This window comes from Amantichitinum ursilacus, from assembly GCF_001294205.1.
In the GTDB taxonomy this organism is placed as follows: domain Bacteria; phylum Pseudomonadota; class Gammaproteobacteria; order Burkholderiales; family Chitinibacteraceae; genus Amantichitinum; species Amantichitinum ursilacus.
This window is the reverse complement of record NZ_LAQT01000001.1, coordinates 521,908-535,560: the sequence shown is the minus strand read 5'-3', so window position 1 is coordinate 535,560 and position 13,653 is coordinate 521,908. Positions and strand designations below refer to the sequence as shown.

Annotated in this window: 13 protein-coding genes; 10 read left to right on the top strand and 3 right to left on the bottom strand. The window is 56.3% G+C overall.

Annotated features, from left to right (window positions below; translation table 11 throughout):
• Positions 1-43: 43 nt before the first annotated feature.
• The 7 genes from WG78_RS02210 (at position 44) to WG78_RS02180 (ending at position 8,504) form a co-directional block, all read left to right on the top strand.
• A complete protein-coding gene (locus tag WG78_RS02210) occupies positions 44-412 on the top strand; it encodes a response regulator (protein WP_053936128.1) in 369 nt (122 codons plus the stop codon).
• On the top strand, positions 409-1,026 hold the full coding sequence (locus tag WG78_RS02205; protein WP_053936127.1) for a chemotaxis protein CheC: 618 nt from the start codon (positions 409-411) through the stop codon (positions 1,024-1,026). Before WG78_RS02210 ends, WG78_RS02205 begins: the two co-directional genes overlap by 4 nt.
• On the top strand, positions 1,026-1,976 hold the full coding sequence (locus WG78_RS02200; RefSeq protein WP_053936126.1) for a GGDEF domain-containing protein: 951 nt from the start codon (positions 1,026-1,028) through the stop codon (positions 1,974-1,976). The genes WG78_RS02205 and WG78_RS02200 overlap by 1 nt, the downstream gene beginning before the upstream one ends.
• Before the next feature lie 347 nt (positions 1,977-2,323).
• The gene (locus WG78_RS02195; protein ID WP_053936125.1) at positions 2,324-4,246 is read left to right on the top strand and encodes a PrkA family serine protein kinase; all 1,923 of its coding nucleotides are present in this window, start codon (positions 2,324-2,326) and stop codon (positions 4,244-4,246) included.
• 66 nt (positions 4,247-4,312) lie between these two features.
• Positions 4,313-5,590 (top strand): YeaH/YhbH family protein, encoded by a 1,278-nt coding sequence (locus tag WG78_RS02190; protein ID WP_053936124.1) that lies wholly within the window; start codon positions 4,313-4,315, stop codon positions 5,588-5,590.
• A gap of 26 nt (positions 5,591-5,616) precedes the next feature.
• Positions 5,617-7,179 carry a SpoVR family protein gene (locus WG78_RS02185; RefSeq protein WP_053936123.1) on the top strand — a complete coding sequence of 521 codons (1,563 nt, stop codon included), beginning with the start codon at positions 5,617-5,619 and terminating at the stop codon, positions 7,177-7,179.
• A 95-nt stretch (positions 7,180-7,274) separates the two neighbouring features.
• The gene (locus tag WG78_RS02180; RefSeq protein WP_053936122.1) at positions 7,275-8,504 is read left to right on the top strand and encodes a PQQ-dependent sugar dehydrogenase; all 1,230 of its coding nucleotides are present in this window, start codon (positions 7,275-7,277) and stop codon (positions 8,502-8,504) included.
• A gap of 12 nt (positions 8,505-8,516) precedes the next feature.
• On the opposite strand, the gene WG78_RS02175 is transcribed toward WG78_RS02180, so the two are convergent.
• The gene (locus WG78_RS02175) at positions 8,517-8,942 is read right to left on the bottom strand and encodes a SufE family protein (RefSeq protein ID WP_053936121.1); all 426 of its coding nucleotides are present in this window, start codon (positions 8,940-8,942) and stop codon (positions 8,517-8,519) included.
• Entirely contained in the window at positions 8,939-10,153 is a 1,215-nt protein-coding gene (locus WG78_RS02170; RefSeq protein ID WP_053936120.1) for an aminotransferase class V-fold PLP-dependent enzyme, read from the bottom strand. The genes WG78_RS02175 and WG78_RS02170 overlap by 4 nt, the downstream gene beginning before the upstream one ends.
• A gap of 55 nt (positions 10,154-10,208) precedes the next feature.
• Between WG78_RS02170 and nudB the strand changes: the two genes are divergently transcribed.
• Positions 10,209-10,667: a dihydroneopterin triphosphate diphosphatase gene (gene nudB / locus WG78_RS02165; protein WP_053936198.1), complete on the top strand. Its 459-nt coding sequence runs from the start codon at positions 10,209-10,211 to the stop codon at positions 10,665-10,667.
• A gap of 118 nt (positions 10,668-10,785) precedes the next feature.
• Here nudB and WG78_RS02160 read toward each other — a convergent pair whose 3' ends face one another.
• Positions 10,786-11,346: a hypothetical protein gene (locus tag WG78_RS02160; RefSeq protein WP_053936119.1), complete on the bottom strand. Its 561-nt coding sequence runs from the start codon at positions 11,344-11,346 to the stop codon at positions 10,786-10,788.
• Between the two features lie 283 nt (positions 11,347-11,629).
• On the opposite strand from WG78_RS02160, the gene WG78_RS02155 reads away from it, so the two are divergent.
• A complete protein-coding gene (locus WG78_RS02155) occupies positions 11,630-12,379 on the top strand; it encodes an endonuclease/exonuclease/phosphatase family protein (protein ID WP_053936118.1) in 750 nt (249 codons plus the stop codon).
• 1 nt (position 12,380) lies between these two features.
• Positions 12,381-13,547 (top strand): cardiolipin synthase ClsB, encoded by a 1,167-nt coding sequence (clsB, locus tag WG78_RS02150; RefSeq protein ID WP_053936117.1) that lies wholly within the window; start codon positions 12,381-12,383, stop codon positions 13,545-13,547.
• Positions 13,548-13,653: the final 106 nt, after the last annotated feature.

Sequence of the window (13,653 nt, the reverse complement as noted above, 5' to 3'; positions counted from 1 at the left end):
TTTATGCCTTTAGCATTGTTTAATCCGGAACCCAACCCGACGTATGCCAACGCCCATTCTCGTTGTAGATGACTCCGCCATGGCGCGGAAAATGCTCATCAAGGCGCTACCCGCTAGCTGGAATGTCGAAATCACGCAGGCCAGCAATGGCCGTGAAGCCGTGGCCGCCTATCATGCCGGCAAGGCCGATGTGATGTTTCTGGACCTGACCATGCCAGAAATGGATGGCTACGCGGTGCTGGAAACCTTGCAGCACGAAGGCCTCGACTCGTTCGTGATTGTGGTTTCGGCCGATATCCAGCCGTTGGCGCGCGAGCGCGTGCGGGCACTGGGCGCGGCTGCCTTTATCAAAAAGCCGGTCGACGCGGTTCAGATCGAACGCGTGCTGCGCGAGTACGGAATCGAACTATGACTGCCGAATTGCTGCTTTCCGAAGATCAGCGCGACGCGCTGCAGGAAGTCACCAATATCGCCATGGGGCAGGCGGGCGCGCGTCTGGCGCAAATTCTCGACACCTTCGTGCATCTGTCTGTGCCGCGCATCAATATCACCGGCTCGGCGCAGATTACTCAGGCCATCGAGCACATGGTGGGCTCTGGCGCCAGCATTACCGCCATCCGCCAATCGTTTGGCGGCACGTTGCATGGCGAAGCAATGGTGGTGTACGACGAGCTGGGCTGCCGCAATCTGGCCGACCTGATGGGCTACGAAGACGACATGGGCCAGGCGCAAGAGCGCGAACTGCTGCTCGATGTCGGCAATGTGCTGGTGGGGGCTTGCTTGAATGGCGTGGCCGATCTGCTCAACGCCACCTTGTCGTTCTCGGCGCCGACGCTGATTGCAGAAAACGCCGGCGTTGATCGGCTGATCAATACGCAGCAGCTGACGTGGAATTACGCGCTGCTGGTCGAAGTACGCTTTACGCTCGAAATTCGTGATTTCACCTGTCATCTGCTGACGCTGATGCCCGAAGAATCAATTATCCAGCTCAAAAATGCGCTCGATACTTTCATGGATAACCTGTGATGCTCGGTGAGATTGGCGATTTCATCGTAACCGAAGTCAGTGTCGGCATTTTCGCGCTCGACAAGACGTATAACGTGTTGGTCTGGAACCGCTTTATGGCTGACCACAGCGGAATTTCGGCCGAGAACGCCATCGGGCGCAACCTGTTCGAGTTGTTTCCCGAGCTGCCGCAAAAATGGCTGTCGAAAAAAATCGACAGCGTTTTTGTGCTGCGCAATTTTGCGTTTACCTCGTGGGAACAACGCCCCTATCTGTTCCCGTTCCGGCACAACCGGCCGATTACGGGCGGCATCGATTACATGCAGCAAAACGCCACTTTCATGCCGGTGCGCGATGCGGATGGCGAGGTCAGCGCCGTGGCGGTCACCTTGTTTGATGTGACTGATGCGGCCGTGTACCAGAGCATGCTGAAGCAGGCGATGGCCAAGCTGGAAGAAAGCTCAAGTCGCGACGGTCTGACCGGCGTGTACAACCGCCGTTTTACCGAAGCGCGCCTGATCGACGAAATCGGTCGTGTGGAACGCTATCACCACGATCCGTTCAGCGTGGTCTTGCTGGATCTGGACCATTTCAAGCAAGTCAACGACACCTACGGCCACCTCGGCGGCGATGAGGTATTGCGCGTCGTGGCCGACCGTGTGCGCGGCGTGTTGCGCGATACCGACGTGTTTGGCCGCTACGGTGGCGAAGAATTTTTGCTGATGCTGCCGCAAACCAATCGCGAAGGCGCGATGGTGGTGGCCGAGCGGATCCGCTTCGCCATTGGCTCTGAGACGGTGCAGTTTAATGACACCGAAATCCGTGTGACGTCCAGCCTGGGCGTGGCCGTGTACGTGCCCGGTTCGCAGAATGTGGAAGAAGTCAAACAACAGGCTGACGAAGCGCTTTACGCATCAAAACGCAGCGGCCGCAATCGCGTCACCTTTTACGAGGCTTCGCAAGCCGCGTAGGCACATCTGTAACACGTAAAGTCCGGCCGCCAGATGGCGCGACGCCGGCAACGACAAGAGCCCGCAATGGGCTCTTTTTTATTGCGCCGCGGGCGTACCGCATCTGCCGGAGCACGGCTTTTGCTGCGCTGCGCTCGGGCTTGCCCTGTCGCGTTTTGACGGCCTGGCCGAGTGTTGCATCCACGCCGCGACAGTACACCCGGTCACATTTTATATCTCTTCTCGAAATTAGCTCGTCTATAACGAGAACTGGGACGATTCCTGGTCGTCTCACCTGCATTGCCGTGCCGCAACACGAACTCGGCAATGCCGTTGCAGCCCCTCCCACCGCTGTCTGGAGATGCGTCATGGATGTATTCAATCATTACGCCTCGCGTTACGAGCGCACCCGCGAAGAAGAACTAACCCTCAAAGAGTACCTGGAGTTATGTCGCCAGGATCCTTCGGTGTATGCCACCGCTGCTGAACGCATGTTGATGGCCATTGGTGAGCCGGAAATGATCGACACCCGGCTCGATTCGCGCGCCTCGCGCATTTTTCAGAACAAGGTGATCCGGCTGTATCCGGCATTCCGTGAGTTTTACGGTATGGAAGAGGTCATCGAACAAGTTGTTTCTTATTTCCGCCACGCCGCGCAAGGTCTGGAAGAAAAGAAACAAATCCTGTATTTGCTCGGCCCGGTCGGCGGCGGCAAATCGTCGATCGCCGAAAAACTGAAAGAATTGATGGAGAAAGTGCCGTTTTATTGCATCAAGGGTTCGCCGGTTAATGAATCGCCATTAGGATTGTTTAATCCTGATGAAGACGGCGCCATCCTTGCAGAACAATATGGTATCCCGCTGCGCTATTTAAAAACCATTCCCAGCCCATGGGCCGTTAAACGGTTGCATGAATTTAATGGTGACATTAATCAGTTTCGCGTCGTCAAACGGTATCCGTCGGTCTTGCGGCAATTGGGCATTGCCAAAACCGAACCGGGTGATGAAAACAACCAGGATATCAGCTCGCTAGTCGGCAAGGTGGATATCCGCAAGCTGGAAAAATACGCGCAGGATGATCCGGATGCGTATAGCTATTCCGGTGGTTTATGCCTGGCCAATCAGGGTTTGCTTGAATTCGTCGAAATGTTCAAAGCGCCGATCAAGGTGCTGCATCCATTGTTGACGGCCACGCAGGAAGGCAACTTCAAAGGCACGGAAGGCTTTGGCGCCATTCCGTTTGAAGGCGTCATTCTGGCTCACTCGAATGAATCGGAGTGGAAACAATTTCGCAACAATAAAAACAACGAAGCCTTCCTCGATCGTATCTATATCGTCAAGGTGCCGTATTGCTTGCGTGTGACAGAAGAGGTCAAAATCTACGATAAATTGTTGCGGAATTCTTCATTGTCTGACGCGCCATGCGCCCCGGGCACACTGAAAATGATGTCGCAATTTGCCATTTTGTCGCGACTGCGCGAACCGGAGAATTCCAGCCCGTATTCTAAAATGCAGGTCTACGATGGCGACAATCTGAAAGACGTCGACCCCAAAGCCAAATCACTGCAGGAATATCGCGATTTTGCTGGGGTAGATGAAGGCATGAGTGGTTTGTCAACGCGCTTTGCCTTCAAGATTTTGTCGCGCGTATTTAACTTTGATCATCAAGAAGTGGCGGCCAACCCGGTGCATTTGTTGTACGTACTGGAACAACAGGTGGAGCGCGAACAGTTTCCGCAAGAAACCGAGCAACGTTACATCGCGTATATCAAGGAATATCTGGCGCCTAAATACGTCGAGTTTATCGGCAAGGAAATCCAGACCGCCTATCTCGAAAGCTATTCAGAATACGGCCAGAATATCTTTGATCGTTATGTGACGTTTGCCGATTACTGGATTCAGGATCAGGAATACCGCGATCAGGATACGGGGGAGAGTTTTGATCGTAACGCGCTGAATAACGAACTGGAGAAAACCGAAAAGCCGGCCGGCATTTCTAACCCGAAAGACTTTCGCAACGAAATCGTTAACTTTGTGCTGCGGGCACGCGCCAATAACAATGGCAAAAACCCCGCCTGGACCAGTTATGAAAAATTGCGCACGGTGATTGAGAAGAAGATGTTCTCGAACACCGAGGAATTGTTGCCCGTGATTTCGTTTAACGCCAAGGCCAGCGCAGAGGACCAGAAAAAGCATGAAGACTTTGTTAACCGTATGGTGACCAAAGGCTATACACCGAAGCAGGTGCGTTTGTTGTGCGAATGGTATTTGCGCGTTCGCAAGTCGTCTTAAGGCAATACGAGCCGTCTTGCTGCGTCAGCGCTGGCGCGGCAAGCGGCTTGTCCGCTCGGGGGTACTATGCATCATTTGATAGACCGGCGTTTGAACGGCAAAAACAAATCGGCGGTAAACCGGGAGCGTTTTTTAAAACGCTTTAAAAGCCAGATCCGCGACGCGGTGGCCCGGTCCGTTAAAGACCGCTCCATTACCGATATAGAACGGGGAGAAAAAGTTTCGATTCCGGTACGTGACATCAACGAACCGACGCTGGGCCATGCCCAGGGCGGCGTATGGGAACGCGTATTTCCGGGCAACAAGGAATATCTGCGCGGCGATGGCATTGATCGACCTGATGGCGGTGGCGGCGGGCAAGGCAATGGCGGCTCCGGCAATGGCGGCGGCGGTGAGGACGAATTTGCCTTCGAATTATCACGCGATGAATTCCTCAATTTCTTTTTTGAAGATCTGGAATTGCCCAATCTGATCAAGCGGCAATTACGCGAGACGATTACCTTCAAGCCACAACGTGCGGGCTACACCAGTGATGGCACGCCCACCAACATTCATGTTTTGCGCAGCTTGCGCAGCGCCTTGGGTCGCCGTATTGCGTTGACTGCTGAACCGCTACGTGAATTGAATGAAGCGCAGGAAGACCTCGATCAATTACTGGAAACGCGCGACGAACACGATCCGGTGGTCAAAGCGGCAATGGAGCGGATCCATGGCTTGAAAGCGCGGCTAGGCAGCATTCCATTTATTGATCCATTTGATCTTAAATACTCCAATCGTATCCGCGTGCCATTGCCCACCACCAAAGCCGTGATGTTTTGCGTGATGGATGTATCGGGCTCAATGGACGAGAACAAAAAGGATATCGCCAAGCGTTTCTTTATCCTGCTGTATCTGTTTTTAACGCGCGTGTATGAAAAAATTGAAGTGGTATTTATCCGCCACCATACGCAGGCATTTGAAGTGGACGAAGAAGAATTTTTCCATGCCCGCGATACTGGCGGCACGGTGGTTTCCAGTGCGCTCAAGCTTACCCGGCAAATTATTGAAGCGCGCTATCCTTCGTCCGACTGGAATATCTACGTGGCGCAAGCTTCGGACGGCGATAATTGGGATTCGGATTCTCCACAATGCCGCGAGATTATTGCCAATCAGTTATTGCCCGCGTTGCAGTATTACGCCTATGTCGAAATCACCGAAGGGGAGCCGCAAAACCTCTGGTATGAATACGAAATGATCGCGCAAACGCACGCGCAATTTGCGATGCGCCGTATCAAGGATCCGAGCGAAATCTGGCCGGTATTCCGCGATCTGTTCAGCAAGCATCCCGAAAAGGCCGCCGCCTGATCGGGCCACCGTGCGAGAGGACAAATATGGCCACTTCAACGCGCCCCAGTACGCCCCGTGAAGAACCGGTAGCACCGGTACGGCAGCCAATATCGACCGGGTCGGAATGGAATTTTGAGCTGATCGATCAGTATTACCAGGAGATCAAACGCATCGCCGATGAGTTTGGTCTGGATTATTATCCCAATCAGCTTGAGATTATTTCTGCCGAACAAATGATGGATGCGTATGCCTCCGTCGGCATGCCCGTAATGTACAATCATTGGAGCTTTGGCAAACAATTCCTGTCGACGCAAAAGAATTACCAGCGCGGCATGATGGGGCTGGCCTATGAAATTGTGATCAATTCCAATCCCTGCATTGCGTATCTCATGGAAGAAAACACCATGACGATGCAGGCTTTGGTGATTGCGCATGCCAGCTTTGGGCACAATTCCTTTTTTAAAGGCAATTATCTGTTCCGCACATGGACGGAAGCCGATGCCATTATTGATTATCTGGTGTTTGCCAAACGCTATATCGCCGAGTGCGAAGCGCGGTATGGCGAAGACAAAGTCGAAGAACTGGTCGATTCTTGCCATGCCTTGATGAATTACGGTGTTGACCGCTATAAACGGCCGCAGAAATTGTCGCTGGAAAAAGAACGGGCACGCCAGGCCGAGCGCGAGGTCTATCTACAATCGCAAATCAACGATATCTGGCGCACCTTGCCGCGCCGCGCTGAAGAAGCGCAAGCCGATGCGCCGTCACGTTTTCCGGCTGAGCCGCAAGAAAACATTTTGTATTTCATCGAGAAATTCGCGCCCTTGCTGGAACCATGGCAACGCGAAATCGTCCGCATTATCCGTAAAGTGGCGCAATACTTTTATCCGCAACGCCAGACCCAGGTGATGAATGAAGGCTGGGCCACATTCTGGCATTACACGCTGATGAACAAGCTGTATGACGAGGGCAAAATCACCGATTCCGCGATGTTTGAATTCCTGCATAGCCACACCAGCGTCATCATGCAGCCCGGCGTGGATAGTCCGTATTACAGCGGCATCAATCCTTATGCATTGGGCTTTGCCATGTACCGCGATATCCAGCGCATTTGCACAGAACCCACCGATGAAGACAAACGCTGGTTTCCCGATTTGATCGGTAAGGACTGGCGCAAAGCATTGGACTTTGCCATGCGCAATTTCAAGGATGAGAGTTTTATTGCGCAATACCTGTCGCCGCGGCTGATACGTGATTTTCGCTTGTTTGCGATTCTGGATGATGACGAGAATCCGCAACTCAAGGTTTCAGCGATCCATGACGATGCAGGTTATGCCGATATTCGCTCGATGCTGGCGGCGCAATATAATTTGGCGCATCGCGAACCCAATATCCAGATTTACGACGTCAATACGCGCGGCGATCGATCGCTTACGCTGCGGCATTTCCAACATCAACGCCGGCCGTTGGCCAATAGCGTGCATGAGGTCCTGAAGCATATTGCACGGCTGTGGGGCTTTTCGGTGCGGCTCGATAGCGTCGACGATAAAGGCGAAGTGGTCTTGTCGTATGAATGCAAAATGGAAAAACGCGGCGGGTTCTTCTGAGTATGAGTGACCGGTTTGCCGGAATGGCCTGAATGTAGCAATGCGGCAGCGCGGCGCGGCTACAATCAGGCCATTGTTTTTTGTGAGTAAACCGTATGAGCGCATTTGATAAGACCTGCATCGCCGCGGCCACTGCGGGCCTTTTGATGACCGGGGCTGCCTTTGCCGCAGAGGGGGCCGGTTATGTGACCAACGGGCAATGCGGCGGTTTGCCGCAATTACCCGTTAAAACGGCAGCGGGCTTTTGCGTTGGATTAGCGGCCAGCAGCCTGGGCATGCCGCGCGGCGTATTGCCTTTGCAGGATGGCCATATCCTGGTGACGGATATGGGCGGCTGGGGCAAACGCAAAGGCAGGTTATTGCAATTAACGCGGGGCCCGAACGGCTATAGCAATAAGGTCTTACTGGAAGGACTGGATCGCCCCCATGCCTTGCAATTGGGGCCAGATGGGCTGGTGTATCTGGGCGAGGCGGGCCGTATTAGCCGCTTCAAAGCCGACGCCGCGAAACCTAAGCTGGAAACAGTATTGGCCAATCTGCCCGATGAAGGCCGCCACCCGCTTAAAACCTTTGTGTTCGGCAAAGACGGTAGCCTGTACGTTAATTTTGGTTCCGCAACCGACAATTGCGATGGCCATATCGAAGCGGGCAAGCCGGCCAATCAATCCTGCAGCGAAACCGAGTCAGATCAGCCACGTGGCGTAGTGCATCACTACACCTTTAAAGACGGCCAATGGCAGGACGAGATTTTTGCGCGCGGTTTACGTAATTCGATGGCGCTGGCCGTTAATCCGGTCAGTGGTGCAGTGTGGCAAGCGGAAAATAGTCGCGACTATATCAATCGCAAAATGCCGGGCCTTGAAAACGATGAAAACCTGCCGCATGAAGAGGTGAATTTGCTGAAGCAGGGCGCGCATTATGGCTGGCCCTATTGCTATGACAACAATATGGCCGCGCCGGAATTCCCGAACGCCGATTGCAGCCGTTATAGCAAGCCGGTGCGCCTGATGCCGGGCCACGCTGCGCCATTAGGCATGCTGTTTTACAGCGGCGATGCAGCGCCTGCCGCGTGGCGCAATAGCCTGATTATTGGCTGGCATGGCTATCGCAATAATGGACATCGTATTGTGGCGTATCACTTTGATGCGAATAACCAGCCGCAAGGCGACTATACGGAATTGGTTGGCGATTGGGCCGATGCGCCGGGCAAACATCCCATGGGCGCGCCCACCGATCTTAAAGCCGATAACAAAGGCACAATCTGGGTGACGGAAGATCGCAATGGCACGTTATTGGCGCTGACGCCCAATGGGGACGCCAAATAAACCAGGCGGGGATTAAACCGCGCGCTGAATTGCGCGAACAATGGCGCTCAGCCCGCTGACGCGCGAGCTGGATAAAAAGCGGCTTAATCCCAGCTCCTGCAAAAGCGCGGCGAAGTCGAAATTGCGAACTTCGTCCGCGCTGCGGCCCGCGTAAGCGGACCACACCAGCGCCAGCAACCCTTTCACGACGCGCGAATCACTGTCCACCCATAGCGCTATCTGTCCGTTCTGGTCGTCGGTATACAGCCACACCCGCGCCTCACAGCCCTGAATGCGATGATCCTCGGTGCGAAATGCTTCAGGTAAGGAAGGCAGATCGCGCGCCAGTTGCACCAGCGTGCGGTTTTTGTTTTCCCAACCCTGCGCGTCAGCCAGACGTTGGCGCAGCGCGGTCAGTTCGAGCGAGGCGGGCAGTGCGGGAATGCTGAGTGTGGTCAAGCCAATAGCTCCAGGGTTTCGGCCAGCACGGCCAGTAAGCGCGTAATGTCGTGCGCGCTGTTATACGCGGCAATCGAGACGCGTAATGTGCCGTGCTGTTGCAGCGCTTGCATCAAGGGCTCGGCGCAATGATTGCCGACGCGCACCGCGATATCGGCGTTATCGAGAAATTGCGCCACATCGTAGGGGTGCGCCGTGGCAAAGGCCAACGAGGCGATGGGGCCTTTGTCGTGTGGCGCCCCCAGAATATGCACGCCGTCGATGTGCGCAATGCCCGCAGCGAGCTGTTGGTATAGCGCAGTTTCGTGCGCCGCGATCGCGCTGCGGTCTTGCTGTTGCAGCCAGTTCAGCGCTGCGGCAAAGCCGACGGCCTGGGCGAAGGCAGGCGTTCCGGCTTCAAACCGCAATGGCGGTGGCGCGTAAGTGGTGCCGTCAAACGAGACGCGCGCGATCATCTCGCCGCCGCCTTGCCACGGCGGCATCGCTTCCAGCAATTCCATGCGCGCCCATAATGCGCCGATGCCGGTAGGGCCAAACACCTTGTGCGCCGAAAACACCAGAAAATCCGCGTCCAGCGCCTGCACGTCGATCACGTCATGCGCCAGCGCCTGTGCCGCATCCACCAATACGCGCGCGCCGACGGCATGGGCCATGGCAATGATGCGGGACAGGGGCGGGCGCGTGCCCAGCACATTCGACATGGCGGTGACGCAGACGAGCCGCGTACGTGGGCTCAGCATTGCGGCCAACGCATCCAGATCCAGCTCCAGCGCATCGGTCAGCGGAATCGGCTTGACCATCGCGCCGGTGCGGGCCGCCAGCATCTGCCACGGCACGATGTCGGCGTGATGCTCCAGCATCGAAATCAGAATTTCATCGCCAGCTTGCAACTGGCTGCCGCCCCAGCTGTGCGCCACCAGATTGATGGCCTCGGTGGCGCCGCGCGTAAACACCACCTGCTGGCGCGACGGGGAATTAATGAAATGGGCAACGCTGCTGCGTGCGGCCTCGAACGCCTCAGTGGCCGCATGCCCCAGACGGTGCGCGCCGCGATGCACATTGGCGTTGATCTGCTCATAAAACGCACGCTCGGCATCCAGCACGGCCAGCGGTTTTTGCGTGGTGGCGGCGCTGTCCAGCCAGATCAGTTCTGACTGTTGCGTCAACAAGGGAAAGCAGGCGCGCGGTTGGGCGGCAGACCAGACAGACATAGCGGGCTCTAATGGGATGGGCCTGGCGGCGGACGCTCGATTGTATAATGCCGCCATGCCCTACAAACAACCCTTCTCCGTGCTGGTGGTGATCCATACGGCCGACCTGCACGTGCTGCTGCTTGAGCGCAAAGATTATCCCGGCACCTGGCAATCGGTGACGGGTAGTCGTGAAAACAATGAAGCGCTGCCTGAAGTGGCCGCGCGCGAGGTTTTTGAAGAAACCGGGATCACCGTCGCGCAGTTCGGCCTGCAAGACTGGCAGCAACAAAATGTGTACGAGATTTTTGAGCGCTGGCGGCATCGTTATGCGCCGGGCGTCACGCACAACACCGAACATGTGTTTAGCGTGCAAGTACCCACGGACATCCCGGTAACGCTGGCCCCGGCCGAGCACACGCGCTTTTGCTGGATGCCGTGGCAGCAGGCGGCGGACGCCGTGTTCTCACCGTCGAATGCCGCAGCCATCCGGGCGTTGATCGGGCGCAAAAAAGAAAGCCCGTTACCAAAGTAACGGGCCTAACCAACCTCTTACACGGAGATAACGCGCCTGCCTGCGCGTTGAATACATAGTGCCATCGACCACGCGCGCTGCCAGCCAGGACGGTTCCTGGGGCGCGCTGAGCGTAAGGTCATTGCGCGGAAGAGGCCACGGTGTGCAGTGCTGCGGTGCGCGCTTCAATCAGTTCCAGCTGGTTTCGCACGCGTTCCAGCATCCGTTGATTTTCTGCGCCTTGCTGCTGCAGCTGTATTTGCACGGCGGTCAGGTTTTTGCCTGATTCAAACGAAGCCACCATGCTGGACAGCACCGTGGCATTAAACGCCGCAATCCCCAGCACCACGCCTATCCCCGTACCCACCATCCAGAACTTGAGCTGACGACTTTCCACTTTCATATCGCGCCGTAGCTCGGCGATGGTGGTCCAGATTTCCTTGATCTCCTCGCGCAAGCGGCGCATGTCTTCGCGAAAAGTGCGCATTTCCTCGCGAAACGTACGCATCTCCGCCTGGATGCTGCTGGTCGTGGTTTGCATGGATGCGATGCGCGCATCAGTTCTGGCCTCGACGGCATCGATGCGCGAGCTGAATTCGGCGCGTGGCACGTAGCGGGAATGCGTGCAATCACATGGCGCGTCGGCGCTGGCGTCGCGCGCGCCGGAAAGTTTTCGATAGAGGGGCGATCCGAGCGCCATTGGGGTCATTTCCGTTCTCACATCCGTTTACCGCAGCCAGTGCTGCTTAAGAAAATGCTTAGGCTAAACCCATTTCTTACGGCGTGGGATGTGAATGCTGACGGTCGCCACGTCGGCGAAATGCGTTCAGTCTGGCGTGCCGGGCACAGTCCTTACAGAAAGTCAGCCGTTCGCCTGCTTCAGCCACCCTTGCTACGTGCTAACCTGCCTGAAGGTATCAAGCGCCAGCAGCATCCCCGCGTGCTGGCGCGGCCTTGATCAAGCAACGTAAGTGACTGGATTCATGGCAAAAACACTAAAAATCGCCTCATACAACATCCACAAAGGCATGAGCGCCCTCAACCGGCGGCTGGTAGTGCACGACGTGCGCAAGGCGCTGGAAGCGCTGGAGCCCGACGTCGTATTCCTGCAAGAAGTGCAGGGCTCGCACGAGCGCCGGGCGCAGCAATTTACCTATTGGCCAGAGTCGCCGCAGCATGAATTTCTGGAGCATGGTGATCTGAAGTCAGTGTACGGCCGTAATGCGGTGCACAAGCTAGGCCACCACGGCAATGCACTACTTAGCCGCTTTCCGGTGGTGCGCTGGGGCAATCACGACATCACGCTCAACCGTTTTGAGCAACGCGGTCTGTTGCACTGCGTGCTGGATGTGCCGGGTTGGCAACAACCGTTGCATGCGTTTTGCGTGCATTTAAACCTGCTCGGGCGGGATCGTCGCAAGCAGCTCAACAAGCTGGTCAGCCAGATTCATCACGAAGTGCCCGACGATGCGCCCTTGGTGATTGCCGGTGACTTTAACGACTGGCGCCGCGAGGCCACACACGTGCTGCAGCACGACGTGCACGTGGTCGAGGCCTTCGAAGCGCTGCATGGCGCACCCGCGCGCAGTTTTCCGGTAAAGATGCCCGTGCTGTCGCTCGATCGCATTTATGTGCGCGGTTTCAATATCGAGCTGGCCAATGTGCTGGGCGGCGCGCCGTGGACGGGTTTATCCGACCACGCGCCGCTGTATACGGTTTTGCGGAAAACCTGACATGCCGGGCTATATGGCGGGCAATCACCTCACGCTGCTTAAGAACGGTGAGATGTATTTCCCCGCCTTGCTGCACGCGATCGATCACGCCCGGCATGAGATTTTTCTCGAAAGTTATCTGTTCGCGAGCGATGAAATTGGCCTGGCTGTCGTCACTGCCTTGATCGCTGCAGCGCGTCGGGGTGTGGAAGTCAATGTGCTGCTGGATGGCTTTGGTGTGCGACGCTTTCCCCCGCAGTGGCAACAGAACCTGTTGCATGCCGGCGTGCGCGTTTTGTTCTTTCGCCCCGAAGTCAAAGCGCTGTCATTTAACCGGCAGCGGCTGCGCCGCATGCATCGCAAGCTGGCCGTCATTGATCACGAAGTGGCTTATACCGGCGGCATCAATATCGTCTCCGACTTTACGGGTCAGCCCGGACCCGAACCACGCTACGACTATATGGTGGCGGTGCGTGGTCCGCTGGTGGCCGAGATGCACGACGCGGCGGACCGGCTCTGGCGCCAGACGGCCTGGACGCAGCTTGAGCAAAACTGGGCCATTCCGAGCGCCTTGCGTGGTCCGGTCGAGATGGCGGGCGGCGCGGCGGCGCGCTTTGAAGTGCGCGACAACTTCCGCCGACGGCACGATATCGAACATGAGTATCTAACCGCCATCGAGGCTGCGCAGGAAGAAATCATCATCGCCTGCGCTTATTTTTTGCCCGGCTTTCGCTTTCGCCATGCCTTGGTGGATGCGGCTGAACGGGGCGTGCGCGTGGTGCTATTGCTGCAAGGCTTGCGCGACCACGCTTTACTGCAAACCGCCAGCCGTGGCTTTTATCGGCAATTTCTGGCGGCAGGCATGCAAATCCACGAATACAGCGCCGGCTTTATGCACGCCAAAGTAGCGATTATCGATAGCGTATGGGCCACGGTCGGTTCGTCCAATATCGATCCGTTCAGCTTGTTGCTGGCGCGCGAAGGCAATGTGTTTGTGCAGGATGAAGCGTTTGCCAGCCAGTTGCGGCGCGATGTGCTGGACACACTGGAACACGCCGCGCGGCCGCTCGACCCGCAAAAATGGCTGGCCGCACCATGGTATCAGCGCGCAGTGCCATGGCTAAGCCACGGGGTGGTGCGGTTTTTGATGGCGATTTCGGGCTATGGCGAGAAGCACTATCTCAAATAGCCGCTCGCGAATCGGGCGGATCATGCATGAATGCGCGCAGGCGAAATAGGGTGGGTCTAGACCCACCCAGCAAAGCCGGGCAGAAGAACTGGTCCGCGTGCTGCGT